At 37.2% G+C, this 25,894-nt stretch carries 31 protein-coding genes and 1 pseudogene; 12 read left to right on the forward strand and 20 right to left on the reverse strand.

The genetic code is table 11. From position 1 onward, the window contains the following. Nucleotides 1–106 precede the first annotated feature (106 nt). Both B5Y67_RS18245 and B5Y67_RS18250 read left to right on the forward strand, forming a co-directional pair. Nucleotides 107–1,843, forward strand: coding sequence for a hypothetical protein (locus tag B5Y67_RS18245; protein WP_088227833.1), 1,737 nt, complete (start codon nucleotides 107–109; stop codon nucleotides 1,841–1,843). A 354-nt stretch (nucleotides 1,844–2,197) separates the two neighbouring features. Beyond that, the gene (locus B5Y67_RS18250) at nucleotides 2,198–2,881 is read left to right on the forward strand and encodes a hypothetical protein (RefSeq protein ID WP_088227834.1); all 684 of its coding nucleotides are present in this window, start codon (nucleotides 2,198–2,200) and stop codon (nucleotides 2,879–2,881) included. Nucleotides 2,882–3,238: 357 nt separating this feature from the next. Here the strand turns inward: B5Y67_RS18250 and B5Y67_RS18255 are convergent, their stop codons facing one another. From B5Y67_RS18255 to B5Y67_RS26265, 8 genes are all read right to left on the reverse strand, one after another. Further along, the gene (locus B5Y67_RS18255) at nucleotides 3,239–4,633 is read right to left on the reverse strand and encodes an Abi-alpha family protein (RefSeq protein WP_170932742.1); all 1,395 of its coding nucleotides are present in this window, start codon (nucleotides 4,631–4,633) and stop codon (nucleotides 3,239–3,241) included. 126 nt (nucleotides 4,634–4,759) lie between these two features. After that, on the reverse strand, nucleotides 4,760–5,065 hold the full coding sequence (locus B5Y67_RS18260) for a hypothetical protein (protein ID WP_088227836.1): 306 nt from the start codon (nucleotides 5,063–5,065) through the stop codon (nucleotides 4,760–4,762). Continuing rightward, entirely contained in the window at nucleotides 5,053–5,736 is a 684-nt protein-coding gene (locus tag B5Y67_RS18265) for a hypothetical protein (protein WP_088227837.1), read from the reverse strand. The genes B5Y67_RS18260 and B5Y67_RS18265 overlap by 13 nt, the downstream gene beginning before the upstream one ends. A 75-nt stretch (nucleotides 5,737–5,811) precedes the next feature. Beyond that, entirely contained in the window at nucleotides 5,812–6,828 is a 1,017-nt protein-coding gene (locus B5Y67_RS18270) for an FtsK/SpoIIIE domain-containing protein (RefSeq protein WP_088227838.1), read from the reverse strand. Between the two features lie 11 nt (nucleotides 6,829–6,839). Continuing rightward, nucleotides 6,840–7,166: a hypothetical protein gene (locus B5Y67_RS18275; protein ID WP_088227839.1), complete on the reverse strand. Its 327-nt coding sequence runs from the start codon at nucleotides 7,164–7,166 to the stop codon at nucleotides 6,840–6,842. Between the two features lie 4 nt (nucleotides 7,167–7,170). After that, nucleotides 7,171–7,386: a hypothetical protein gene (locus B5Y67_RS18280; protein ID WP_088227840.1), complete on the reverse strand. Its 216-nt coding sequence runs from the start codon at nucleotides 7,384–7,386 to the stop codon at nucleotides 7,171–7,173. Nucleotides 7,387–7,417: 31 nt separating this feature from the next. Next, nucleotides 7,418–7,687, reverse strand: coding sequence for a hypothetical protein (locus tag B5Y67_RS18285; RefSeq protein WP_088227841.1), 270 nt, complete (start codon nucleotides 7,685–7,687; stop codon nucleotides 7,418–7,420). Between the two features lie 56 nt (nucleotides 7,688–7,743). Further along, nucleotides 7,744–7,866, reverse strand: coding sequence for a hypothetical protein (locus B5Y67_RS26265; protein ID WP_282432794.1), 123 nt, complete (start codon nucleotides 7,864–7,866; stop codon nucleotides 7,744–7,746). 555 nt (nucleotides 7,867–8,421) lie between these two features. On the opposite strand from B5Y67_RS26265, the pseudogene B5Y67_RS18295 reads away from it, so the two are divergent. The 4 genes and pseudogenes from B5Y67_RS18295 to B5Y67_RS18310 form a co-directional block, all read left to right on the forward strand. Further along, nucleotides 8,422–9,240: pseudogene (locus tag B5Y67_RS18295) on the forward strand (helix-turn-helix domain-containing protein); the annotation flags it as partial. A 50-nt stretch (nucleotides 9,241–9,290) separates the two neighbouring features. After that, the gene (locus B5Y67_RS26005; RefSeq protein WP_282432795.1) at nucleotides 9,291–9,479 is read left to right on the forward strand and encodes a helix-turn-helix transcriptional regulator; all 189 of its coding nucleotides are present in this window, start codon (nucleotides 9,291–9,293) and stop codon (nucleotides 9,477–9,479) included. A gap of 369 nt (nucleotides 9,480–9,848) precedes the next feature. Next, entirely contained in the window at nucleotides 9,849–10,547 is a 699-nt protein-coding gene (locus tag B5Y67_RS18305; RefSeq protein WP_088227844.1) for a hypothetical protein, read from the forward strand. Nucleotides 10,548–11,332: 785 nt separating this feature from the next. Next, nucleotides 11,333–11,581, forward strand: a complete 249-nt coding sequence (locus B5Y67_RS18310; protein WP_088227845.1) for a hypothetical protein — start codon at nucleotides 11,333–11,335, stop codon at nucleotides 11,579–11,581. A 286-nt stretch (nucleotides 11,582–11,867) separates the two neighbouring features. On the opposite strand, the gene B5Y67_RS18315 is transcribed toward B5Y67_RS18310, so the two are convergent. From B5Y67_RS18315 to B5Y67_RS18330, 4 genes are all read right to left on the reverse strand, one after another. Next, nucleotides 11,868–12,710: a DUF2971 domain-containing protein gene (locus tag B5Y67_RS18315; RefSeq protein WP_088227846.1), complete on the reverse strand. Its 843-nt coding sequence runs from the start codon at nucleotides 12,708–12,710 to the stop codon at nucleotides 11,868–11,870. A gap of 190 nt (nucleotides 12,711–12,900) precedes the next feature. Next, the gene (locus B5Y67_RS18320) at nucleotides 12,901–13,896 is read right to left on the reverse strand and encodes a hypothetical protein (protein ID WP_088227847.1); all 996 of its coding nucleotides are present in this window, start codon (nucleotides 13,894–13,896) and stop codon (nucleotides 12,901–12,903) included. 12 nt (nucleotides 13,897–13,908) lie between these two features. After that, on the reverse strand, nucleotides 13,909–14,613 hold the full coding sequence (locus tag B5Y67_RS18325; RefSeq protein ID WP_088227848.1) for a hypothetical protein: 705 nt from the start codon (nucleotides 14,611–14,613) through the stop codon (nucleotides 13,909–13,911). A 15-nt stretch (nucleotides 14,614–14,628) separates the two neighbouring features. Further along, nucleotides 14,629–15,150 carry a hypothetical protein gene (locus B5Y67_RS18330; RefSeq protein ID WP_088227849.1) on the reverse strand — a complete coding sequence of 174 codons (522 nt, stop codon included), beginning with the start codon at nucleotides 15,148–15,150 and terminating at the stop codon, nucleotides 14,629–14,631. Nucleotides 15,151–15,496: 346 nt separating this feature from the next. Between B5Y67_RS18330 and B5Y67_RS18335 the strand changes: the two genes are divergently transcribed. The 3 genes from B5Y67_RS18335 (at nucleotide 15,497) to B5Y67_RS25635 (ending at nucleotide 17,809) form a co-directional block, all read left to right on the forward strand. After that, entirely contained in the window at nucleotides 15,497–15,964 is a 468-nt protein-coding gene (locus tag B5Y67_RS18335; protein ID WP_088227850.1) for a nitrate reductase, read from the forward strand. Between the two features lie 270 nt (nucleotides 15,965–16,234). Continuing rightward, nucleotides 16,235–16,879 (forward strand): minor capsid protein, encoded by a 645-nt coding sequence (locus B5Y67_RS18340; protein ID WP_088227851.1) that lies wholly within the window; start codon nucleotides 16,235–16,237, stop codon nucleotides 16,877–16,879. Nucleotides 16,880–16,906: 27 nt separating this feature from the next. Next, nucleotides 16,907–17,809 carry a hypothetical protein gene (locus B5Y67_RS25635; protein WP_088227852.1) on the forward strand — a complete coding sequence of 301 codons (903 nt, stop codon included), beginning with the start codon at nucleotides 16,907–16,909 and terminating at the stop codon, nucleotides 17,807–17,809. Between the two features lie 39 nt (nucleotides 17,810–17,848). On the opposite strand, the gene B5Y67_RS18350 is transcribed toward B5Y67_RS25635, so the two are convergent. Further along, a complete protein-coding gene (locus B5Y67_RS18350) occupies nucleotides 17,849–18,076 on the reverse strand; it encodes a hypothetical protein (RefSeq protein WP_088227853.1) in 228 nt (75 codons plus the stop codon). A gap of 286 nt (nucleotides 18,077–18,362) precedes the next feature. Between B5Y67_RS18350 and B5Y67_RS18360 the strand changes: the two genes are divergently transcribed. After that, nucleotides 18,363–18,932, forward strand: a complete 570-nt coding sequence (locus B5Y67_RS18360; protein WP_282432796.1) for a site-specific integrase — start codon at nucleotides 18,363–18,365, stop codon at nucleotides 18,930–18,932. A 620-nt stretch (nucleotides 18,933–19,552) separates the two neighbouring features. Here B5Y67_RS18360 and B5Y67_RS18365 read toward each other — a convergent pair. After that, nucleotides 19,553–20,134, reverse strand: a complete 582-nt coding sequence (locus B5Y67_RS18365; protein WP_170932744.1) for a tyrosine-type recombinase/integrase — start codon at nucleotides 20,132–20,134, stop codon at nucleotides 19,553–19,555. A 113-nt stretch (nucleotides 20,135–20,247) separates the two neighbouring features. Here B5Y67_RS18365 and B5Y67_RS18370 point away from each other — a divergent pair, with 113 nt between their 5' ends. Beyond that, complete coding sequence (locus B5Y67_RS18370; protein ID WP_088227857.1) at nucleotides 20,248–20,505, forward strand: hypothetical protein; 258 nt, start codon at nucleotides 20,248–20,250, stop codon at nucleotides 20,503–20,505. Between the two features lie 314 nt (nucleotides 20,506–20,819). Here the strand turns inward: B5Y67_RS18370 and B5Y67_RS18380 are convergent, their stop codons facing one another. The 3 genes from B5Y67_RS18380 to B5Y67_RS18395 all read right to left on the reverse strand — a co-directional run bounded on the left by B5Y67_RS18380 (nucleotide 20,820) and on the right by B5Y67_RS18395 (nucleotide 22,512). Then, complete coding sequence (locus B5Y67_RS18380) at nucleotides 20,820–21,443, reverse strand: BRO family protein (protein ID WP_088227858.1); 624 nt, start codon at nucleotides 21,441–21,443, stop codon at nucleotides 20,820–20,822. A 45-nt stretch (nucleotides 21,444–21,488) separates the two neighbouring features. Beyond that, on the reverse strand, nucleotides 21,489–21,707 hold the full coding sequence (locus B5Y67_RS18385) for a helix-turn-helix domain-containing protein (protein ID WP_088227859.1): 219 nt from the start codon (nucleotides 21,705–21,707) through the stop codon (nucleotides 21,489–21,491). A gap of 628 nt (nucleotides 21,708–22,335) precedes the next feature. Next, nucleotides 22,336–22,512, reverse strand: coding sequence for an aspartyl-phosphate phosphatase Spo0E family protein (locus B5Y67_RS18395; protein ID WP_088227860.1), 177 nt, complete (start codon nucleotides 22,510–22,512; stop codon nucleotides 22,336–22,338). A 284-nt stretch (nucleotides 22,513–22,796) separates the two neighbouring features. On the opposite strand from B5Y67_RS18395, the gene B5Y67_RS18400 reads away from it, so the two are divergent. Then, nucleotides 22,797–23,069: a hypothetical protein gene (locus tag B5Y67_RS18400; RefSeq protein ID WP_088227861.1), complete on the forward strand. Its 273-nt coding sequence runs from the start codon at nucleotides 22,797–22,799 to the stop codon at nucleotides 23,067–23,069. 309 nt (nucleotides 23,070–23,378) lie between these two features. Here B5Y67_RS18400 and B5Y67_RS18405 read toward each other — a convergent pair whose 3' ends face one another. From B5Y67_RS18405 to B5Y67_RS18415, 3 genes are all read right to left on the reverse strand, one after another. Continuing rightward, nucleotides 23,379–23,903, reverse strand: a complete 525-nt coding sequence (locus tag B5Y67_RS18405) for a GNAT family N-acetyltransferase (RefSeq protein WP_088227862.1) — start codon at nucleotides 23,901–23,903, stop codon at nucleotides 23,379–23,381. Nucleotides 23,904–24,607: 704 nt separating this feature from the next. Then, nucleotides 24,608–24,973, reverse strand: a complete 366-nt coding sequence (locus B5Y67_RS18410; protein ID WP_088227863.1) for a VOC family protein — start codon at nucleotides 24,971–24,973, stop codon at nucleotides 24,608–24,610. A gap of 112 nt (nucleotides 24,974–25,085) precedes the next feature. Beyond that, complete coding sequence (locus tag B5Y67_RS18415; protein ID WP_088227864.1) at nucleotides 25,086–25,859, reverse strand: SDR family oxidoreductase; 774 nt, start codon at nucleotides 25,857–25,859, stop codon at nucleotides 25,086–25,088. Nucleotides 25,860–25,894: the final 35 nt, after the last annotated feature.

Below are 25,894 nucleotides of genomic sequence, written 5' to 3' on the forward strand. Positions count from 1 at the left end.
CAAGTTTATCGACCTTAAACCGACTGCACTTCATTCAGAAAAGTATTCAATTTACTTTTCAAGTACACTTGTATGTATCCTTTTTAATCTTATGGAGGTAGCAAATGTGGTGTCAAATATACCAAGTCAAACAGCTATAAACCTGGAATTGAAAACCACGGCCATTGAAAGACTCGAACATCTGTTGACCGAGTACGAGTCGGGAAGTGAAAAATTTACCGTGTTCGGCCTAGTGGCAGGAGGTGGGAAAACTCAAGAGACGATCCGAATTATTGCCTCTCACATCTTAAATGGAGGACAACGTAACTACATCTTGGTGATAAAGCAAAATATTGAGGTCATGGAATATGCCTACACAATTAACAAAATGTGTGGTCATCAAATGGCTTTGCCAATAACATGTGACAATTGGAGAGAACTCAGAAACAACCCAGAGGTATTGTGGAACTACCGTGTTTTAGTAATTACTCACAAACGTTATCAGGATTTGTGCACTAATCCTAGATTAAGGAGGTATTTTGAGAAAAACCGACATACCCTTGTTATAGATGAGCAATTGGACGTTCCCACTGTGAGCCTTTCAGAGAAGGATTACGAGAAAATCATTGGTTACCTTCCCTGGACCCTTCATAATGAGTTTATAGAACTGTGTAGAGGGCTTATAAGTCAAATTGTTACCTGTCGGGGAATTAGCAATAGGATGATATTAACTGGAACCTTAGTCGATCATGTAGCCGTCAAAACTTTTAGGAGTGACTTGCAAAATAATTGGACTTATATAGACAGAAAGAACGAAGTCTCTGAATTCATGAAATCGTTAGAAGTGTTTTCTCTCTTCCCTGCCCTGTACAACAATGGTAAACTGCATACCGTGGACTATAGGATAGTACGATGGAAACTGCAAAATAACATTATCCTAGATGCTAATGCCGAAATAGATTTTCGGTACAAAATTGATCCAGATATGAATATTGAGTCACAGCCCCAAATTATGAATTACTCAGGGTCGACCATCCACGTAGCTAATTTCAATTCAACTAGAAATAACATTAATAAGACCGAAAACTACTTCCATGAGATTGCTAAGGCTATTCGTAAGTGGAAATCGTCATTGAACAAGACCCTAGTGATTGTGGATAAAAAGCATCAGGATTTGCTTGTAGATCATCTTAGGTTGGTCGGATTTCAGGAGATTGGGCAAGATGATGACTACCAAAGTGAAGACATAGCCGTTGCTCACTTTGGAGACATCCTTGGTAAAAATCATTGGAGAGATTTCGACCAAGTATGGGTGATTGTTACCCCATTAATGCCAATGCCTTTATACCCACTTCATTGGAGTTACTTGGCTAGGATTCATATCACCGACCAAAACCTTGAGATGTTTGGGACCCTCGGTAAGTATAGCTTTCGAGACCCAATATTCGAGGATACCAAAGTGGGATGTCTAGTGTCAGAAATATATCAAGCAATAAAACGTATTAACCGAGATAATAGTAAGCCATCTCGGTCTTTTCTTGTCCAAAGTGACGAAAGAGTCGTCGAAGGAGTAATACGGCAATTCCCCGGAATAAAGATTGGAGAGCCTATTAATTTGGACGATGTCGAGTACAAAGAAGGAAAAAAGTCTAACAAGATTCCCCGGCCCATTCAACTAGCAAACCTTCTTAGAGATTTGGATCCCGGAACCTACACTAAAAAGTATTTATATGATCGTCTAGGGTGGCCCCCTCACAATAAGCTTGGAAGATACTTTACCGATCCAAAAATAAAGGAACTGGAAGCAATTGGTCTGATAAAAATACTGACCCGTAAGGTAGAAGTGTATGATAAAGCAGCTTAATGCCAAAGTCGTCATTTCTCTATATATACTGTTAATAGAGTTTTGTCGACTTCAAAGACATAGGGATAGTTATGTAACGTAATAAATAGCTACCCTCCACTTTACCTTTAGGTAGTAAATATCTTTACCAACTTTACTGTTTAACTTGCTCGAACGAAGTGAAGAGCATCTTCGAAACGAAGTGAAGAAGATCACTACTCTAATTTAGAGGGTGTCTTCTACTTTTATTTTAGCCTCTTCTGTCGTTAAAATGACCTGTGACCTGACTTAGTTCTATCCCGTATATCTTATTATCTCCTTTACAAACTCGTTCTTAAGGACGGGTTTTACTTTTTTAAAAGGGAGGAATATTAATTGACTATAGTTCAATCGGAACGACTGTGGATTGAAGCACATGAATCAAATACTTGGAAAGAAATTGAATATGACCGTGAAGTCAGGCTAAGTCATTATAACAGTGGAAAAAGGTCTGTTACAGAATCTCTCGAAAAAGTTCTTATGGGTGGTGATGACTGGCAGCTATACGAAATATTACGACTCCCCTTAAAGAAAAAGGCTAAAAGCTACGAGAATAGGTGGGAAAACTACAGAATTTCCCAACACGATTTTGAGTCAGCTTTTTGGGAAGAAACGTGGAAAGTAATTGAGAATCGTAAATGGACAGGTGCTAACGGAAAATTCCTGTTGTACGAGACGTTATGCATTTCTTGGGACAGGGCTGCTATAGACGTAATAAGATTTGCAACTAGAAAGAAACGAGAAAATAATGCCCGTGCCCTACCTCTTCACGATAGTTTCGAAGAGTATCATCCCGACACGAGAATTGATGTTGAAGCCGAAGTTATCAACAGACTCACGATCGAGGAAATATTGTCCGTTCAAGGATTAACATCTGAGGAAAAACAACTACTAGAGATTATCAGGTGGGATCCTGAAGGCTCGTTGAGAGAACTCGGAACACGGATAAATTGCAGCAAAGATAAAATTAGCAGAACATTAGCCCGAATCCGAAAGAAAATTAACACAGATTTACTGTAAGGGTTACGTAGAAAAACCTTGAATGTTCTTGCTAATAACGTGTTAATCGAATAAAATAACAAATAGGAGCAAACCGTCCTATCGACGGCTCAAAAACAGTCTCAAACCCTTATGTGGCAAGGATTACAGGAATTTACAATTTCTGATGGGTCTCCAAAACCGTCAGTGAGGGTTCGACTCCTTCATCCCCTGCCAAATGAAAAGTGAGACACCGCAAGGATTTGCGGTGTTTTTTGTTTTATGCATTGACTGTATAATTTGGAGTTTGGGGACTATTTGGGGACTAAAGATACGCTAAGTTACCATACCTTACGCCTAAGAACATCAAAACCAGTCTTTTTAAGTAGACTAGAATTACTAAGATTTTAGAATGTCCAAGAATTCTTTTCGGTATTTAGAATTTAATAAGTTATTAAATCCCCCTAAATCCTTATGGGCAATCAAACTTTGCTTAATATCAGCAAAATCAATTTCTATAATTTGTCGTATTACCTCCATTTCTTTTTTAATATCTTTTTCCTCATTTCTTCTATCTAGTGCGATTGCTAGTTCTATGCCTGCAAGGTAATCGTATATGTTTTCTTCAAATATTTTATTTAAAAAATAAATTCTATTTCCTCCATCTTTAAAATATTTACGTTCTAAGCCTACATAAAGTTTATAAGCTGGCACCAACTTATTTTCTTCAAATTCATTTGTTTTACCAATATTCAAAGCTATGTCAAGATAACTTTTGATTTTATCATAAAAAGGCAGGTCTATATCAGATGCAAATTGAAAATATATAGTAGCTAATTTAATGTACATGTCAAATCTGAATTCTGCCGATTTAATCGAAGGATTCTTTTCCAATAAGCTAATTATCTTTTCGTAATTAGATCTAAGATCATAAATTCCAAATCTATCTTTTTGCTCTATTTCAAATGCCTGATTATAAATGGTATCAATTTCTAATTCAATTGTTTTAACATTTAATTGTGATAACTTATTATTGAGATCTTCACTTAATAATATATCACTTCTAGAATGTACTGAACTACTTTCAACCATTTTTACATGCTCTTCTACTAATGTATTTTTCAATGTACAAGCTTCAATAAAATACTTTCCAAGTATTGTAGGGGTAACAACAGAAAACTTTTGTCCGCCTCCAATTGAAAGCGTTGGTGTAACGCATCCCAATCTAGATAGATTTGCCAGAGCCAATAAAACTTCCTCATTTTTAAGTTCTGTTTGTCTTTCACTAAAATCATTTACAACAGTTGCTTTTTCTGGCAAACATGTTGTATTAACACCCCCATGCTGAATTTCTTCAAAAGGGAGACTATATATTTTTTCAAGGATTTTTGCTTCAAAAGGTGTTAACCTTTCCAAAATATCAATGTAGCTTCTCGTTAATTCAATTTTGTTTTCATTACTAACCGAATTCACAAGAAGCTTAGCCCATAAATCTTGTAAATAGTCATTCTCTTCAAGAGTAGCTGCTTGTAAAAGCGGAACAGCAAATTTTAGTTCTAATGGCTTATCAGGTTTATCCATTCCAGTACTTTTCATAAATTCTTCGGCTCTTTTCATCAATCGCATTTGTCTTTCCCATCTTGTGTACTTCAACTTATCTTCGAAAATTCCCATTCCCTGTTCTAATGAACCTGATATATATTTTGAAATGAAATGACCAAAATTTTGGGCTATATCTATTGCTTTACCTGTTGTTTTCGCAACTTCTTCCACCGTTTTTAAATCGTCAGTCATTCTTAATATCCCCCAATCCCAGTATACTTGCCAGTACATCCTAATTATCGCGTATCGGTCTCGCAAAGTAAGGGAAATTATGTCGAAATAATGCACGCAAAAGAAGAGAGGCACGTACGCCCTCCCTCATTTTAATCCTAAATCATTTTTTAAGGTAAGCCATATATTTTTATAAGTTTGCTTTGGGTTCGTTCCTTTTGGCAGGGGATCGCGCCCTTTTTTAAATCCGGCAATGATGGGCATTTTCTTTTTAGGCTTATAGTTTGGGTTTTCCAGATGCTTTCTCTTTTCTTTCGCATCATCAATGATCTTTTTAGTAATCGTGTTCGTGATTTTCCCAGCTTGTCGGGAAGATGTTGCTACTGGGGAAAGAACAAGGGAACCAGCTAGAATAACCATCATAACCTTAATCAGTGGATTTACAACCGGCATAAGTTATCGCTCCTCTCTTCTTTAATGGCAGATAAAAGATGAACTTCAAACTTAACCTTTGTATTGGCATTGGCTATAAACTCCTTGATCTGTTGAGCACGCCTAACACTATCTGTTACCACAATGATTTTAGGGAACCGCTGAGGGTTATTTAGTCTCTTTAGTAAAGGTGATCCCGGAATACCTTCGCGATTATATAGTGATACATACTTTTCAACCTTATCGAACCTATTTCGGTTTAATCCTGTTTCAAACTCAATACAGAACCAACGAATTTCACCTGTAATTGAGATTTTTACTGAACATAGAGCGTCAGCTTGAAGAATATCGCCAAACTCTTTTAACTGCTCAAGTTCGAAGGTAAGGAGATTTTCTCCGTATTGTCGTTTCATCCATACATAGCACCATGTTACCCCTAATGCATGCGGCACATGATCGGGAAGTTTCTTTCTATAATAAATGGTGGCAGTGTCCAAGGATAATCTAGTCTTCTTGACCAGTCTCTTATCTACAAGGATTTTCATTCTGGCCTGACACTTTCTTAAACCAGAAGGAAACCTGAAGAACAATTCTGCAATTTGATTTGTATCCATGACCTTACAAAAGGTAATGGTGTCTAAAATAGCTTGGTCACGTATTAATCCTTTCTGTATGTTCGTCATTACTGGCAAACTCATACACCCCTTTCGGGACCCGCTCGGAAAGCAGTTTCTGGGCTTCTCGTGCGTTTAAGAACATGGCCTGGGCTACTGGTCTAGGTCATTATTCCAAACGCCCCTGCCCTTAATTTTAGGCAGCTCTGCGCCTCTTGTATTTCCCGATCCAAGTACAATCTGACTGTCTGCTTGATCCCTTACGTGAAAGCACATTGCCCCTGACAATTGACTGCGAACGTCTGTAAAACCGTCCCATATTTTCGCCCCTGGCTTTTGAGTGGCAAGAATCATACTTATACCGGATACCCTTGAAAGCACCGACAAGTCACCAATGGCCTGAAATGCTACTTTACTCCTAATCTGCGTTAACTCATCAGCAATAAGGACGAGATAAGGCAAGTCATCGTGGTTCTCGCAATACTCCGCGAAGTTCTGCGCTCCGGCTTCTCGAAGAATACCCTGTCGCCGGTGCATTTCTTCGACGTGAAATCGAAGTAATTCTTCGGCCTCAGAGTCATTAAGGGCAAGGTTTACCCACGGACTAAAGCGCGGAAAGTCAACACCTTTGCGCTCCACTACCGATACCTTAATACCTTTAAGAAGGAAGGCAACCATCAGAACCAGAAGAAAAGAAGTTTTCCCAAAACCAGTTTGTCCGCCCACCATCATATGAGGTAATGAATAAAGGTCCTCAACGAGTGTCTTGCCGTCCGGAGTAACACCAACCGGGAAAGGAGCGATCATATCGGGATAAAGGGCAGGATCGAAATTGAATTTGATTTCTTTAGGAAATTCTCCCTTAAAGGTTTTGAGAATTAATCTCCTGCCCTTGACCTCTATCTCCACAATAGAATTAAGATAACTTTCGAAGTAATGCCGATTAGCCTCGAAGTCAGTCCGATCCACGCCAGCAGGAAGAGCAAATACATAATCTATGCCGGAATCTGTTTTATGTTCCTTTATGAGAATTGGTCTTTGCTCTTCCTTATTCTGCAAGTGCGTTGCAGTGATAACGTCCATAATGTTATTTTTCTTGAATTGCCTAATTCCCCAGCTAATCAAAGAAGCTGCAATACCTATGATGTCGGGATTAACGACACCAGGCATATCATCACTCCTTAGTTAAAAATATTAGATAATCCGTTCTTAGCTCGTTCAATCTCACCCATTAAAGCTAAGGCGTCATTAAATCCCAGTTTGTAGCATGATTTTTGAAGTTCAGCAAGTTGTTCTCCGTGGATAGCATCAGTGCTAGCGAAATACCAAAATAACTCTTTCCACCGTTTTTTACCAAGACGCTGTTTTATCTTGCGGTCTAAGGTATTTTGCTTTTCAAAATGCCTTTCGTAGTTACCGGATGTGTAATAATCGCATAACCTTGGACGTTCATCGAATAGGATTGCGATACATTCTGTAAGGCTTAATGAATCATTGCTAAATGACATTGTGCTATTCCTCCGTTAACAGTTTAACGCCTGCATATTCATACAACTTTGCTCTTGAAATGTAGTAAGTCCACTTGGAACTCATCTTTACTGCTGATCCAAAAGGCAAAATCCCGGTTTGCAAACCAACCCTTATAAATTGTTGGCACTTTCCCAAAAACTCAGCGGCCTCACGAACCGAAACGTTTTTGCTTTCAGAGCCATCGTTAGGTTTTTTCATCTGATAATCCCTTTTTCTTCCATATTAATTGTTAAGCTGTTTTTGGCATTACTTCTTCTGAAAATTCAAAAGCATCACTAAATCCCATCTTATAGCCTGTTTCCTCGCAAATACCCAATAATTCTGATCCTACTCTATCCAAGTCAAGGAGAAGTTGAACTACATCTTCTGGTAACAACTTTGCAATTTCATCGATAAGTTTGCAATACTCACCCCTTTTGACACCGAACTCATCAGGGTAAATATCTGGTGCTGAAGCTTCTTCCATTCTGGTATGGTACAAAATTCCGATTAAATCCATTGGTTTCCCTCATCTCCTTAAATTTATTTTTTGTTATTCCAAATCACCGACGATTTTTAGGCACCTCTTCTAAAATCAAATGTTTCAACCTTGGTAAGGCCCAACTCATTAAACGTCATAGCTGCCATCAAATCGCTTATTCCATCTCTATAACCTGCGCTAAAGCAGATATCTTCCATGGTGAAAAAAGCATCCTCAATTAGGCCTAAAGTTTTAGGGGATAACTCTATGATTTCCTTTAAAGCGTTCCTAACCCATTCCCTAGCCTCTTGATACTCTTTAGTACATATAAATTTTTCATGTCGATTGCTAATAAGTTCTTCGAGATTGCTGTCGGTATCCACCAGTGAATTATTAGATGCAGAAAAATCCTTTACCTCACTTCAAAGCCTTAATTGCAAATCGAATTGCAACCCTTTCGATTCTAAATAATCCTTTATAAAAATTTAAATTTGTAGATTCCAGGGGGTTGCACCCTGGCTTACAAAAGATTGGTAGTGAACCAATCTTTTTGTTTTTATATAGATCAACAAGAACATTTCGCCGTCGGGGTTGTGGTGAGTGTGGATAAGCTCTTTTAAGGAATACCCATAATTGCTTATCCACGGAACGGCACTATCCACAACCCTTAACCCTTAAGAAAGATAAGCCGACCGGGAATAAATCATTTACACGCTCTTTCAATTAAATATATCCTTAAATACGTTGGCGGCGCGGCGGAATGGAGAATAACAATGTCTGGATTTTTTACTTATGAAGAGAGACTGAATCTGCAGAAGTACCTGAAAGAAAGTCATTCATTTAAAGAAATCGGCCGTAGGTTGTACAAGAATTCAACAACTATTTCCAGAGAAGTCCGCAAACATCTCTCTGAAGTTGCCACCGGTTATCCAGGATTTCCTTACAATGCATGCAAGAATCGGTTCAACTGCAGAAGGAAAGGGATCTGCGGTAAGGAATGCACAAGGTCCTCAACCGTCTATTGTAAGCTATGCCCAAAGTGTAATGCCAACTGTGAAGATTTTATCGAGGAAATCTGTACTGCTAGATTTCGTGTACCCTATGTCTGCAATGGCTGCGAACAGATTGGCAAATGTACCTTGCTGAAAAGTATATATGATGCGGAGCATGCTCATCTCAAAGCTCATAGAACCATATCGGAATCAAGGAGTGGCCTGTGTGTTTGCGAAGAGGAGATTGCCAGGCTGAATGCCATCATCAGTCCACTGGTAAAGCAAGGACAATCCATCCATCAGATTTATGTAACCCATCAAGATAAGCTTATGTGCAGTGAGAAAACCATCTATAACTACATTGACGCCTGTCTTCTTGATGTACGTAACATCGATTTGCCGAGGAAAGTGAAGTTCCGTGAACGCTATAAAAAACCAGAATTCAAAGTGGACAAAGGATGTCGGATTGGTCGAAACTATGAAGCGTTCCAAGCTTTCCTAGAAAAGAATCCGGATACAGCTATTGTGCAGATGGACTCTGTCATAGGCACAAAAGGCGGCAAATGTCTGCTAACGATCCACTTTGTAGATACCAGCTTACAAAATGGCATCTCGCCTTTCAATTAAGTAGCTATAAACCGTTTCAAAAAATGCTCCTAGATAAGGGATTAAAGAAACAACAAGTTATGGTTGACGCTGGGATTTCAAACGCAACCATGGCAAAATTAAATACTAATGCTTATGTGTCATTAGAAATCATTGATAAGTTGTGCTTTGCTTTAGATTGCCAACCTGGTGATCTTCTAGAATACGCTACTTCTTTTAGTGCCCTACTTTGATTTCTGGATCTCGCTGATTTCTTGGTGTCCAATTACCTTCAATTGTTCGTTTTAGCGTACTAGTCAACGAACGACTTAACGTATGATTTACTGTCTGTACAGCGTTCATTCGTTTTTAGGACAAAGTACAAGCCTTTATTAAGGCGAATAATTTTCTATTTAACTGAGCCTTTCTATTGGCTTAGTTTTTCTTTATATTTATTTTACAAATTTTGTAATATGTGAATTTCGATATAACTAGGCCCTTTATTATAAATGCTAGAGGTTATTAATAAATTAACGATAAGTCGAATAACCATTATAAATGTCGAAAAGCAGGATAACGAATATATCCATAGAAAACTTAGAATCAATAAAGGAGTGATTCGAATGAGTAAGATCCCTGGTTTTAGATCCGGTAAGACGTGGAAGAAGGTTATTGCAACAATCGTGTACCTATTCATTGGTTTAATCGTGGGTTTAACCGTGTATGGCATGATAATAAATAGTTCCTATCCTACAACAACGCCTGTAACGGAGAGCGACCAAATGGATCCTATAATAGTTGCTTTAATTATGTTGATCATCTCCTTCTCATTACTTGGCTTCGTAATAAAAGGGGCCAGAAAACGAAAAGCAAGAGGAGTACTCAAATCCTTATTTAGCATGAGATTTGTTAAAGGGATTCCTGATCTTAGAGAAGGGCAATACGTAACCATTCATCTTTATAAGGATAAAATTACTCTAAGCGATAAACAAATAATTCCACTCGGTAGGATTAAAAAAGCTGTCGTATTCACGCAAGCAGAAGTTGAATATAAGGAAAAAGATGTAATTGGCAGAGCAGCTTTAGGCGAGTTATTAGATGGTTCACTAGGTGCAGTCGTTGGGGGCATGAGCGGAATTGGATATAAAAAGATAGAAAAAACATTGTTATTTTTATCTATTGTATACACTGATAAGAATGGCTATGATAGCCAGTTGGTATTTTTAGGTAAAAACAGTATATTCCTAAATGGATTTGCAAAAAAACTTAACGAAATGGTCGGAGCAATACCTACGAAAATTACTGGGCCTTATGAAATTTAACTCCTGCAAAAGGATGATCCCATAAATGATAACATCTTCCCCACTTACTCCTTTCTCTCTATAATCATACTCCCTAACCCGAGCATTATCCTTCTCTACTTTATTCTTAAAGTCACCATTAAGAATAAAGTTCAAGAGGCTACATGGGGAATAGGCGATTTAGTCCGGCAAATTGAAAAATCACTCATAGAACTTAACATGCGTAGAACTAAAAAGGAGAGCGATTAAGCTCTCTTTTTCATGTGGGGATAAGAAGGCTCTCACCGTTGCTGATGAGAGCGGTAATAAGCGGGGAGATAATAAAATTATTATGTCCATGGGTAAAGTCTATTATGTAACCTTATGTTGCCCTTTTCAATTAATTAACAAAAAAGAACTCTCATCACCGGTGAAGATGAGAGTAAAAAGAGGTTTAACGGATGCCATAGAGAGGAAAAGGTGTTATCAACAAGAGTATCACTGCCTTAATATTATTTCCATAGAATAATTGTATGTTATCGATATATCTTTATTATATCAAAAGAACCGTAAAAAATCCCACCGTTACCGATGGGATCTAAGCAGGACGATAAATCTTCGTGAGATTATTATATCCATGGTTAGGAGAATTATGCTACATTTTCCAAAGCATCCACTTGCATATATTCAGTTCGTATTTTAGCTCAAAGCCCCTAAATCGTTACACACCTCGCTAATTGCAATTATTTGGCAAGACATCTCTCTTTGCTAAGAACAAAGGTTTTGATAAAATCAGAACATACATTCTAGATAGGAGAGGAATCTAAATGAAGGTAGTTATGGCCCCCATAGAGATGATTGCTTGGTTCGATATCCCAGGGACGCCACGCCCTATTCGCTTTCGACATGATGGAAATGTAGTAAAGGTTGAGATGATTAATAGAATATCTGAGGAAAAACTTGCCGGAAACCGCATGAAAATTTATGAGTGCCAAAGCGAGTACCACGGACAAGTGAAGCGTTTTGAGCTTAAATATGAATTGAATACGTGTAGATGGTTTTTGTGGAAGGTTTGAAGCCAAACATCAAAGATCATTCCCGTCTTACGATAGGAGTTCAAGATATTAAATAAGGTATAATCCAATTGCATGAAAGCTAATGATTTTTTACTTTTTAGTATCGTAATGGAACATCTGATTTTTTTATTAACAGTTTATTATTATCTTTACATTCAGGGTTTAATGAAACTTATACCCTTGACTTTTCAAAAATTGGCCTAGTCCCTTCGCTGCGATATCCAGACTATTCTTAGGCCCAATAGTTATTGAATCAATAGGTAGTCCTTTGATATCATTGCTTTCCTCAAAGACCACTTCGATATATGGAATAAACACGCCTTTGAATTGTCTGTGCTTTCTGACATTTAGTTTGCGGTTTATCAAAAATAATTCTATATTCCTCATCTTGAGAAAATACTGGATTCTTAAATAACTTAATCTGATTTAATAAGATATGTATTGCGGAACCAAATGCATTATTGTAATGACAGATAAGATTATTCAAACATTGTTTATCTATTTTTTCAGAATTACGAAATGAATAAAACATATTAGAAATATGCTCGAGAAAGTTGAATATATCTATAATTGTATTTTTTTGCATTTTGTTATCATATATAACTTTCCCTGGATACATTTCGATTGATTCATGTTCGCCTTTTCTTGGAATATAGTATTTTTCTATCAAACCATCTTCACTTATTTTATTACCAGTTACGTAGACTTTCATATCCCACGTTCTACTAAATATCTTATTAAGGCTAAAGCCAATGTTATACCCTTCATGTCTTGAATAATTTCCCCATAAATTAATTGAATCGCTATTTTCAGAAGTACTAAATATATAACTTCTCGCTAGATACAACTTAAATTTTCTATTTATTACGATTAATAGTTTTTTGTTTAAATATTCGTATTCATATTTTTCAAATACTTGTTTAATAAGGTTGATGCCATACATGTATTCAGTTTTATCATTTAAAAAATCACTTTTAGTAACCCATAATGTCTTATTTCTAATAATGTTCTCTAGTGCTATAGCACTAGTATAATGAAATACGTTGCCCTTCATATAATTTTCAAGGTTAATATATTTCATTCTCCATTTATCAAATTTCAAACTTAATTTGACCCAAGCATCTTCCATGGTATCCTCCTTATTAAAATCTGAACTTCTTTTCTGAAGATTATTATGCCATTGGCCTTAATTATCTCGTATCTGTAATATAGGGGAAACTTGTTCTTACAAAAAGGAAAAGGCCCTCATCATAAATATAAGGGGGCCTCAATGCATTCTAATAAATTCTATCGAGCCAAGAGAAGCAATCATCAAAAACTTATGCAAGTATATCCTTAACGGTCATGTCTAAAGGTAACTGGAGAGGTGGCATTACTTTTCGGAGAATCTTAATGCCAGTACCCTTTATAAAATCTAGTCTGTGTTGCATATTCCACTGACCCGTTTTTCTATGATCATTATAGGTGTCAATAATTCCTGGAATAATTATTGTATAAATTAGTATACAAATCCTCGCAAATCTACTTTTGTCAGTATGATTACCCCAGAAATTGCCCATATACTCTGTGTCAGATACCTGGATATTACCGGAACGACTAATCCTAAAAGATACGTGTTCAGTCTGTTTGCGAATTGAAACATTAAGCGAATCAAGAGGATCATTTCCAAAAATATATGCTAAAGTCCCTAACAACTCCGATATTCTTTGGCCTTCTCCAGTAATTGTGTGCGTATTACTAACTGCATAACCCATATATCCATAAATTCCAATAATATCAAAATTCCTATTCATTTTTCCGCTAAACTGTGCAAATCTATATAAAAGCCAATACAGTAAATCATCTTCTACTTTAAACTCCACGGCGTCCGATATCTCGCCCCAATAATCTGGTAACAATAATTCATCCTTTAATCTTGCAATAGTATCTTCCTTCTTTGTAAAAAATGCAGCATATACACATCCTTGAAACTCAAAAAATAATATATCAGCCTTAGCTATATTAACTCGTTCTTCTTTTGATTTAAGTACTTTACCATTTTCTCCTTCATTTTCGAACCACGAGGTTCTACGACGAAGCCTTTCACTTTCAGCGTGTGTAAAGAGAAAACTTACTTTTTGACCTTCTTTTGATAACTGAGCCGTATTGATGCGATCTGGTATATTCAAGATATTTATAGAACGTAGTAAGAGGTCCTCGATTGGCCATTCCGGATCATCTACAGTTTCATTTAATACGCCTTGATTTTGTATTACATTTACAACCTCTTGTATCGTAGATACGCCAGTAATTTTCTTTACATTTGCAGTGATCATAGCTTTCCTCCTCTAGGATTGCAAAACAAGTTCATGATTGGTTTGAGTGAATTTTAAAGTTCTTTTAAGTAACCACTTTTTGAACTTTGATCCTTCTACCTTGATGCTTATGTTTAAAAATCCAGAAGTAGTATTAGTATGTATTGAAACAATAGCAAGCACTATTTCTATACTTCCCTTTGGCCAATGGGCAAGTTTTAAAAGATCTATATTCATAATTCCTTGTTCAAAAGCAACATAATTCTGAATATTATTAATCCCATCAATTTCTACCTGAAGCCAAGTAGATAGCCAGTCTATTTGAAGAATTATTGAACTAAAATATCTGGAGATAAGTGTACTAAAAAGAAACTGATTATAAAATTGCACATTCACTGTAACTTTAACCCTCTTCGGTGATCCTTGGGGGATATCTATTGTCGTAAATGTCTCTTTCGTGTTTTGAAGATTTGTAAAAATAACGCCTAACGATAAGCTTTTAATTGCTTGTATACTTGCGTATATCTTAGCAATCAACCAATCGATAAATCGCAAAAAATATGTAGACGCCGCTGTGAAAAGCACTATATCCAAAGGCCTGACCTCATTGGCAGAAAGCTTGTACACTTTAGCCACATAATTAGCAATAGAAAATTCCGGTTTACCCCACAGAATTATTACCCATGCAAATACCGGAATTAAAGGTTGAAGAAAGTTATAGATCTTTGATTTTCTCATATACACCTCAAAACATTACCCAACCGCGTAACTAAGCAAGTCGTCGGATTTTTGTAATGTTTCAACACCATTATTTACATAAAGAATACCACTATCCCATAAAGATAACTCTACCGGATTCTCACCAGCAGTTTCATACCAAGAAACGTTTTTAATAAACGTGTAGTTATTCTGAATAATATCTTTAACAGTAATAAGGAGAGATTGTTGCCCGCTTATCATTAAGCCTTCCAATTCATTTTTATCATCCACATCAATTTCCATTGTAAATTCAATTTTTGTTATCTTTCGACTAGAAACCAATGCGTTTTCTAGTAATTTTAGGAATTTAGGCACAGTAAGAATAATAGGATTTAACCCAACTTTATAAGCTTTTTCAGTCACGTATTTGAGTTCGTTTTGGTTAAAGTCAAAGCCAATACCTACTACATTATTAAGATTCTCAAAATAATATAAGGTATCATTAAGAAATTCGGTTTCAAAACTTTGCTTAGACATTTTTAAGTTGTCAAATTGATATAACTTAACCTGTAGCACAGTTATCCACCTCCTCTCGTAATGCTTTAACATAGAACAAAGTATTGACAAAACAACGATATTATGTCTAAAAAGGCGTGTAATAATGCTAGGTGTTAATTAACAGATAATTAAACCGTAAAAAGCCTCCAAACCATTTTCTGAAGAGCGCTAAAAAGAATAGCTTCATTACCTTAAAAAATAGCATAAAAAACGCAAACAATCCCTCCCCCGAACTAAGCGAGGGAGGGATTCGCCATTTAAGCATGTAGAAAATTAAAGGCGCTAACCCTTAGTATTTATTTAATTGAATACTATTAATAATCTGGGTACATTATAATCTTATTACCTATAATTGGAGGACATTGTGAAGAAACCCTTAATACTTACACTTGTATTTCTCATTACAGCATATGCTGTATTTCGTGGCGCTTACTGGGTTGCCACCTTACCTGCGTCATGTACAATTTGTCATGAAGCTGAACCCTACTACGAAGCTTGGAAAGAGTCGCCCCACAAAAATGTTCCTTGTATGTACTGCCATGAAAAAAGAGGTCCATTCGGTAAGATAGAAAATGTGTTAACTCGTGGCTTTAGGGGCATCGGGCTCCAATTAACTGGCGAGTTTGGTTCTATTAAGCCAGGATACGAAGCCCTTTTTATAAACAACTGTATTACTTGTCATATTGATAAAATAAGAGACTATAAAGAAGCCCCTCTAATGCCTAATGACCACATTAAAATACTAAAAAGTGATACGTCGTGTAATAATTGCCACCGTGATACGGGGCATAAATCAGGATTAGGAGTAAATGATGTTTTTAAAAATAGATAATGAATTAATTGACTATATAAAAGAGTTTTTGGTAGATACATAGAAACGCAAAAAATCCCACCTCCAATTAAGAAAGTGGGATTTCGTCATGCGCAGCGTCCGGCAACGCTGTCTATTTTATTGTGCAGATTGTTGAGTTTGTGCTTGTGGATCTGGCAAGGTCTAATGGTTGCATAGATTTTTGTTTTCAATCGACATCTTTTTCCATAATATCCAGCATCCTTAGAAGTATAATCGTACTTAGGATGATAAGGAGGAATGAGGAGTTAAATGTTGGGAAACTTGTTTCGGTTTATTTCAAAAGGAAAAGCGTCTTCTCAAATTACAAAAGTTAAGTCAGATTCAGCTGCGATTTATAACGGAATAAGAAAAGAGTTAGACTCAAAGAATAAACATTTAGCTTATATCGTAGAGAGAATTAGAAGTCTTAAGTGGCCCTTCGATTTTTCGGATGACTTAATTGTTAGCATTGCTAACGAGTCCCTTAAGGGTAGGCGATCTAATGATATAGCGAATGACATTTCGAAATTTTTCGAGAATATTACGGTGGCAAATGCTAAAGTTTTAGTAAGTACTGTTTCGAGTATACAGTCAGCCCAAATAACAAGGCTAAGGGCAGAGAATTTGGGAATCAAGGCCTATACATGGAGAAGTTCAGAGGATAGTAGGGTAAGAAGCAGTCACAAACACATGGACGGCGTGATAGTTTTTTGGACCGATCCGCCATCTCCCGAAGAATTAGTGGGCGAGAAATCTATTGGCTATTATCATGCGGGCGAATGTGTTGGGTGTAGATGCTATGCTGAGCCATTGGTAGATATAAAATACATAAAAAAATCGTCGCTTAAAGTTTACTATAATGGCAAAATCACGAGGATATCTAAAGCTCAGTTTAAGGAGTTGTTTCTCAAGTAGCTTAGGACCGAGAAAGGATGATTCCGTTTGAATAAAAATTTAGTAAACTGTAAGACCTGCGGTAAAGAAATCGGTGAAAACGTTAAAAAATGTATTCATTGTGGAACAGATCAAAGAAATTTCTTTCTGAGATATAAAATAATAACCCTTTTTATTATAGTGTGTGCGATCGGCGCTATTGGTCGAACGGGTGTTGCAGAAACTAATAAACCAACATCAGCTCAAGTTACCCCAGCTGCCAAAGTTAATCCAGTGACTTCAACCGCCACAACAGAGGTATCCGAAAAACCAATCCAGGTTACAGCCAAACAATTAGAACAAGAATACGATGATAATCAGTTTGCCGCAGATGGAAAGTATAAAGGTAAACTGCTTGAAGTAACGGGCGTACCTATAGCTATTGACAGAGATTTTAGCAATAATCCATATATAAATCTTTCAGCAAATGGTAACGGCTTCACTACAGTATGGTGCAGTTTTTCCCAAGAGGATGCATCATCTTTAGCAAAGGTTAATAAGAATCACGAAGTAACTGTTCAGGGTATATGTGACGGTATAGACAGCAATATTAATCTAGAAAAATGCAAAGTAATAACGGTTTCTAGTGAGCCAATACCAGAAAATAATAACAAAAGTTTGCTTTATGATAGCCAAAACAAGAATAATGAACCGGATCAGAACACTCCTATAACAGGAGTACAGGCAATACAAATAGTTAAGCAGATAGTTAAAAAAGATATGCTCTATCAGAATGACCACGAAGAAAATGTGAATGGAATAGACTGTTATGTTATTCATGTCTATGAAGTAGTTAATGATGGAGGCGGAGCAGCGCATACTGCAACTGCCGGATGGTATGCTGTGCAGAAAAATGACGGAAAAGTTTATGATAATATCCTTGATCCTAATCACTTACATCCACTTAATTAACTAAACAAGGCCCCAGCAATTACGCTGAGGCCGTTTCTTTTACTCACTAGGAATTGTATCGGACTGCTCGGATATAATGAGCGTCACTGGAACATCCATAAAGAACATGCAGCCACCGGGTATCCCATCTTTAGCTTTATTCTCTAAAGAATTTACATCCACCCTAAATCTGATTTTCTCAATGCCATCAATGCCAGTAATGAAGATAAGCTTAAAATCTCTGTTCTCCACCGGCACTGAGAAAACCAAGTCATACCGACTAAACATTTCACCCTCTTCTGTTTTAGTCATGGTAATTGGAAAATAGGTTTCCTTGCCATTGTTTAAAAAAGAAGTAGGCCAGCTCTCTAGCCAAAGTATTAAACATCATCATAGGGCGATAAGTGCTATATTGTCTTATGCCGTGCGAGAACAGTGCATCCTAAATAATCCCGCCTCTCGCATTAAGGTAAAAGTTGAGAAAAAGGAAATATCCTATTTTGAGGAAGGCACACTAGAATACATGCTCTCCCTTCTTGATGACGAACCGCACAAATTTTAGACTGTTATTTATCTGGCAGCATACTCCGGGAGCCGCTTAGGTGAAGTTGTGGGTTTAGAATGGTCTGACGTTGATTTCGATAATAATCTTTTGCGAATATGTAGAGCATCACAATATTTGCCTGGTAAAGGTACTTTTACTAAATCCCCTAAAAATGATAGCAGCCAAAGAATTATTGCTATGCCACCGTTAGTTATGGATTTACTAAAAGAATACAAGGCATGGCAAAATGAAGAACGTTTAAAATGCGGGGATCAATGGGAGGATCATGACCGCCTCTTTACCCAATGGAATGGCAAGCCTATTTTCCCTTCTACGCCAACGATATGGTTTAAAGATTTCCGTCGAAAACATAACCTACCAGACGTTAAATTTCACGGTCTGAGGCACACAAACGCCTCTCTATTGATCGGTCATGGTGTAGATGTACAAACAGTCGCTAAGAGACTTGGTCACACAAAAGCGACCACAACAACGAGCGTATATAGTCACTTTTTAAGGAAACCTGACACAGAGGCGGCGGATAAACTGCAAAACCTATTTGGCAGTGACAAGAAAAAGAAAGCCGATTCAGCAAAATAAATAGAAACATAAACCGACTTTAAAAAAAGCGTCTGAACTTTAATTTCAGGCGCTTTTTTACCGATAAATTCAGGGACTTCTTGGGGACTATTTGGGGACTATTTGGGGACTATTTGGGGACTAAAGATATTAAAAGTCCCCCAAAAAAGCAAAAAGTTATGATAAACAGAAATGAAAAAACCTAGACGTATCAATTGTTTCATTAACTTACGACAATATACAAAACGAGAAATACCAGACTCCAAAACCGTCAGTGAGGGTTCGACTCCTTCATCCCCTGCCAGCATGTATCAAGGGTTTTAGCCCTTTTTATTTTTGCCATTTTTGAGGCTTGGACAGATTTACATTTTCGCGATATATTATGAAAAAAGGTCAAGTCAACTGAAGAGTTAACTTGACCTTTTCTATTTTAATAAAATGAAGTCTAATTTAAAAAATAATGATTTTGAATTGATGCATAAGTTGAAATGTATTAACTAAAAGAACCCTCCCTATTCGGTGAGAGCTCGTAATCGACGTCTTGTAATCGTGGGAGTTAGGGCGTTTTTCCTTTAGATTAGTTTATAGGGCTTATATAGTTTTCTTGCTGGGCACCCGATCTAAGGAGAATTTATCTTCCATCAAATCAGCCGCTTGCCTGTCTTTACTTTGTTTTTACGTTTGCTTGATTCAATCTTTGGCGGCTTTAAAAATATGCCCTTTTCGGGTATAAATTGACTTGCTTGCCTTATTTCAATTGTCTTATTCTTGAAATCTATATCCTGCCATTCTAGACCCATAATCTCACCTAAACATGCCCCAGTAGTCAAAGCAATCATAATTGCTGCCTGGTGCCTTAAGTCTTCTTTTTCAAGGGCTTTGAGCATGGCTGCTACCTGATCAAGGTCATAACACTTAGCCTTCTTCCCCTCGACCTTCGGAGCATCTACATGATGTGCTGGGTTATCACCCTTAAATACGCTCTTTAATAGCCTTTTCAAAAATAGCCGATATAACCTATAATGTAGAATTCTACAAGGTCCAATAGCTGAATTTTTTCTAGTTTCTTGTCTCCCAACTGAGGCAATACTCTGGTATCTCAATTTTTCGTTAGACTTCGCGCGGCTACCTTTTGTTATCCAACCAAACCGTGGCGATTGCATGATTTTAATAATCGCCTCGCTCGCCTGGTCTTTATTGTTAATTTGATCTTTCGCTGTCACGCTCATGTGTTTTTCGCCTCACTTTCGCTAAATATTTACAGGAATATTCCTTTTTTGCGTCGAAGTTGGTAGTTGTTAGACATACCAATCAATACAGGAAGGAGATGAAATCAATGAGTAATCCTTTGATAGGCGGCAATCTGTCCGATCCAATTGAGCAAGATGAAAAAGGAAAACATGTTTATAAACAGGATTGTCATAATATCAATATCTGCAAATCCTATGGGGAAATCAGCTTTGCATGTTTAGTAGGGGCTAACGCGAATACTAGGTGCTCATTAGGGGAAAAGATGCGGATAAGAGTATTGAATGACTCTAACCCAAACGCTACTTACAAACCCAAGAAACCGAAACCTGAGAAACCAGATTAAGCCGTAAATCTAGACTGCATGATAATAAGTTCAGCACTTTTCAATATCGAGATTGCTTCGTTGACGGTAAGTTGTTCTTGGCAGAGACCGCTTACAAAATTTGAAGTGATCTCTTCTTTTATCTTGTTTGTATCCTGCAGAATCCTCATACGGTTTTAAGGGGTATCCTTCGAAGTGAATTTTTCATCCATATCTCGAATTGTTTCATGCCATTTTTCCATCTCTCTCGCCTCCTCTCAATACCAACGTTTTCACAAAGTATCATGGAGTCCAGCTCTCAATAAACCGAAATGCCTTCGAAAGATCGGACCTTTTCAGATCCCGGTAGCTCGGTACGCCAAACTGACGCTTGAGAGCTGAATAGATTTTGGAAAATAATGATCGATCCCCAAACTTTCTAATCCTTGCTTTGACCGCCCCCTGAAGCTGTGCTTGCTCCCTGGCAGTAGTGTGATCTCAACACGGACCTTTTGATCAAGAGTTGTAAGCGCGAATTCATGCTTCACTAAAACTTCTTGGCTTTTGGTCTGGGCCTCCTTTACGGCATTGAGTTCGCGCTCTTGTTTGGCCAGGAGTTCGACACTTCTCAGGAGTGCTTCGGCCGGAGTGAGTTGGGCTGAGTAGGAGCCGGTTTTGCGAATGGCCGGGATCACATCGTGAGTGATCCAGCGTTTGAATGCTTTGGCTTCTGGTTTGCGGCTGCCGAGGATGAGCGAATAGATGCCAGTTTCGTTGACTCCGTTAGTAATTTGTTGTCTCCCAAGTGAATCGGTGACCTCGATTAAATCTAGCTCATCCTTTTTGAGTCGTTTTACGGCATCAGTAGGATTTGAAATTTCAAGTATGCTGCAAAAATCAGCTGCGCAATAATATGGTTCGCCATTTTTAATAAACATTCTGAGTCGTTTTCTCTCGTAAGAAAATTGAGTCGGTAACATGTAGACCCCCTAACTAACTTTTTTACAATATTTAGCTAATATAATTTAGCTAACCCTTTTCCCTGCGTTTTTAGAAAACCTCCTTACATACCCGACATTAATTTGCTTGGGTTTATCCTCCGGACCGGTCCCAATTTTATCTTCGGGAAATCGCCAAGACTTACCGATTTTAATGCCTCCATAATTTTTAGGTCCATTGTGGTAAATTGTTGACTTTCCAATGTTACGTATTTTTGCAACTTCAGAAAGCGTATAATATCGCATTTCTATTCCCTCGCTTTTTAAACAGCAATATCTTCTTTATAAAAAAGATATTCAATATCAAATTGCGGGGATATCATACGCTTTATTTTCCGAGCATCTTCCCACGAGATCTTGGAGGTTCCGGCGAGATAGCTTCTCATTGTCCTTTCGCTAACATCAATGATGCCCGCAAGATCCTTAGTTGTTATGCCATCTCTTTTTATTTGTTTGAATTAAAAGCAATGGATTTCTTGCTAAAAATGCAGGGAATATTATTTAATTATAGAACCCCTTCTCAATTGGAGGTTGGTAAATGGGTTTTCGTTTCGTAAAAGTGTCAAAATGGGACCTTTCCGGCTTAACTTCAGTAAAAGAGGCGTTGGAGTCAGTGCCGGCGTTAAAGGTGCCCGAGTTGGAATAGGCCTCGTGGATTCAAACTACCCTTTCTGTTCCTGGTACCGGAATATCGTATGTTTCGGAGAGTAATTGGACAGAAGGGATTCTAACCAAGCAGGTATTGGTAAGAAGCAATTTTCGTGGTTTTAGTTCTCCTTCTAGATTTATTTTCTTCCCGATGGCGATCATTTACTGGTTTATTAGGGAACATTGAATATAAGGCTACCAAAAAGGAGAGCGATTAAGGCTCTCTTTACTTTTGCCCTTCAACCCTTGATTTCAATACTTTGTAGTATTCATTCAAAACCACATCAAGCATCTGGCTTGCCGTAACAACTTCCTGATCCGTGAGGCCTTTCCCTTCTTTAAGTTTTACCATGCTACGCCGCAGTTCTTCGATCTGTTTCATAATTTCTTCAAGTTCGCGCATACTTTGACCTCCCATTTATATTTATATGGGAATAGTATGTACAAAAATAGAAAAATTCCCCTCGCCGCGGATGAGGAATTCATGTGTGGATATAGCATAAGAATTAACTAAGATATTCTAATGCAGTATTCTCTAGATATGTTACATCTTTCGCCAAAGCTCCTTAAAATCACACTTTAGGGCCAACCTTCATAGTATAGATTAGAAAACAACATTATCGATATCTCTCTTTATTAATTCTTATAGGCCTTAATGGCCAAATATCTTAAGAGGAGAGATTATTTATGGCTGGACTTGGTTTTCCCGGTGTACCATTTGGAGTGCCGCCTTTTGGACGCCCACCTATTACTAGAATACTTTTTGACACTCTTCCAATTGGAGCCCGTGTTGTCCTTGGAACTGACTCAAGTCAATGGGTTGGAAACTTTGGTGGAGTAATTGATGGTGTTGTATTCTTGACTAATGCTCGTTTATTCTCAAATATAGGAAACCCAATTGATGGCATACAACCTGTAGTTCGAATCCCCATAATAAATGTTACTTTTGTGAGCTATTAAACAAATTGGCCCTCGAGTGATAGACTCGAGGGCCTTTACATCTTCCACAGCATCCAATTGCTGGTCATAATCCAGGATCATGCATCGAATAAGCGCTTTGAGCGCCCAATCCCACTCACCACAACATGTTTGTGTTGTATAGGATTCATCGACATTTTGAAAGCTAATCCCTTCTTATTGCGCATAATGACTCTACTGCGTAGGAAAAGACCTGCTTGGTTTTTATACCAAGTACAGGTCTTTCCATAAATATGATCAGAAGTAAGTGTAATAAAGTTATGCTCAAACCCCTATCAAAGTTTTTCGCCATTATATAATAAATGAATACATTAACTCTCTTGCAATTTCTGATGTTTTTGGATATTGTCTTACCCCATCGTCCTTCACTAAGGTTAATCCAATTTTATCCATAACTTTACATGAGGCAGCGTTCCTAAAATCGCAATGTGCCACTAAATTAAAAACTTTTAGTTCATTTACTGCAAAGTCCTTTACTGCCATAGCCGCCTCAGTTGCATAACCATTACCCCAATATTTTTTATTAATTATCCAGCCTAATTCGGCATAAGTTCGCTGTTCATTCAAATAAACAGAAACAGCACCAATTTGTTTTTCTTTAAGAGTTATGGCAAATTCATAAAATTTCAACTTGTCTTTCTGCCACTCATTTGTGACACGCGTTAAAAAATGCGATGTTTCTTCTATTGTATCATTTGGCAAATGTATCATATATTTAGTGTTTTCAACATCTGATGCATATTCATGAACAGTGTCTAGATCTTCAATATCTAATGGTCGTAAAACTAACCTTTCAGTTTTTAGTACAAAAGACATTTCTATCTCCTTTGTTAGTAAAAAAACTTTATTACAGGAACGATAACTTAACATTACCATGAATCAGTTTAAATAGTAACCAAAGGATTAAGTCTCATAATAGGTCCTTAGCGAAAGTCATTTATGATACAATCTTACCAGAACAAATTCCAGGGCATAAAAATAGTTTATTTCTTCAATTTTCATGATATAATTTACCTATACATATACGTTTTTTTCAGGCTTCCGTTGACGCGGGGGCTTCTTTTTTTGTGTGATTATGAAGAAAATAGGCTGTCCAATGGTTGACGCAACAGGCAAAGCAGTTGAAGAAACTGCAAGTAATGTTATTAAGATATAAAGAGAGGATGGTATATGATGGAGGACAATAAAAGATTTGTGATATCGATTTTACTTATCACTATGATTATCATTTTTGTCGTTATAGATAAGGGAATAGTAATCGCATCTACCACAGCGGTAGGTATATTAAATTATTGGTTCAAGTCCAACTACCGAAATCGTTGAACTTTTCGCATTTTAGGTCTTTAGCGAACCAAAGTTACTTAGCTTGTCTAATATTAAATCCGATAATTCAGATTATGTAAGGAATTTGACGGATAGTATCAGCAGAAGCCGATATTATCCGTCATTGTTATATACAACTATGCCATGTTTCCCATAAAAAACACCCTCAATGAAAGTGTTTTGTACAATAGCTAAAGTTACATGTTTTCTACAAATTGTATACTGACGCCATTGGGGTCTTTAACATAGAAAAATTTTATATGAGGATTAGGTTGAAAAGGTCCACTATCTACTTCCAGTCCTTTTTCTTTTATAAATTTAATCATTTCATCAACTGAATTAACTTCAAAACCTAAAGAAATACCCTCAATATTATCATTCTTTACTTTATAGCTTGGACCGCAAATAAGTTCAACTTTTGTTTCTCCGTCACCTAAAAAGGAAATCTCGACTCCTGGCTTTACAGTAAATCGTCTGCTAATCGAAAGCTCTACAATTTCTTGATAAAACTTTAACGATTCCTCCATATTCTGAACCGCAATTGTGCACCAGCAAAATTTCATAATTCCACTCCTTACAGCTTATCTCATTTAATTTAACCACTATATTCCATTTCCAGTGCTATAACAATTCTTAAAAAACCAAACTCTAGGCTAACAATGACGGAAACAGTTTTTAGTTTGTTGTAAGACCTCCGTCAACTGGAAAAATCCCTCCCGTAATCCATTTTGCCTGTTCTGATGCAAGAAAAACTGCCATATCTGCTATGTCTTTCGGCTCCCCGATTGTTTGCAACGGATAAATGGAGGTAATCATTGCGTTGAAACGGTCTTTTGCTTCATTATCGAGCCGTTCCGTATTACTCTCAACTTGAGGCGTAGCAACAGTACCGGGTGCAATCGCATTAACCCGAACGCCCTGCGGGCCTAATTCAAATGCAAGGGCTTTGGTGAGAGATTCTATAGCCCCTTTTGTCATGGAATATGCTGTCGATGGTCTATCCGGCAGCATCCTTTTGGAAAAATAAGATGAAATATTAATCACATTTCCCTGAGAATCAATTAGATCATCTAGGAAAGCTTGCGTCAGTAAATAAGGAGCTTTCACATTCAAATTTAGGTGATAATCCAATTCCTGGATATCCGTATTCGAAAAAGGGATAAACCGTGCGATGCCAGCATTGTTTACAATAATGTTTATTTTTATGTTTTTTGTACGAACCTGTTCGACTATCTCAGAGATAGAGTCTTTGTTACTAATATCCGCTGCAAGAGTGTGAACAGTTACATCATATTGTTTTAATAAATTTTCCTTATGACCCAATTTTTCTTTATCTCTTCCAATAAGAATCAGATTTGCTCCTTGCTCGGCAAAAGCTGTAGCAGTTGCAAAACCAATTCCATCACTTCCTCCTGTTATAATAGCTGTTTTGTTGATTAACAAATTCATACTATCTACCTCCTGAATTTAACAAAAATTTTCTT

It is taken from the genome of Desulfosporosinus sp. FKB (assembly GCF_002196705.1).
Taxonomy (GTDB): Bacteria; Bacillota; Desulfitobacteriia; order Desulfitobacteriales; family Desulfitobacteriaceae; genus Desulfosporosinus.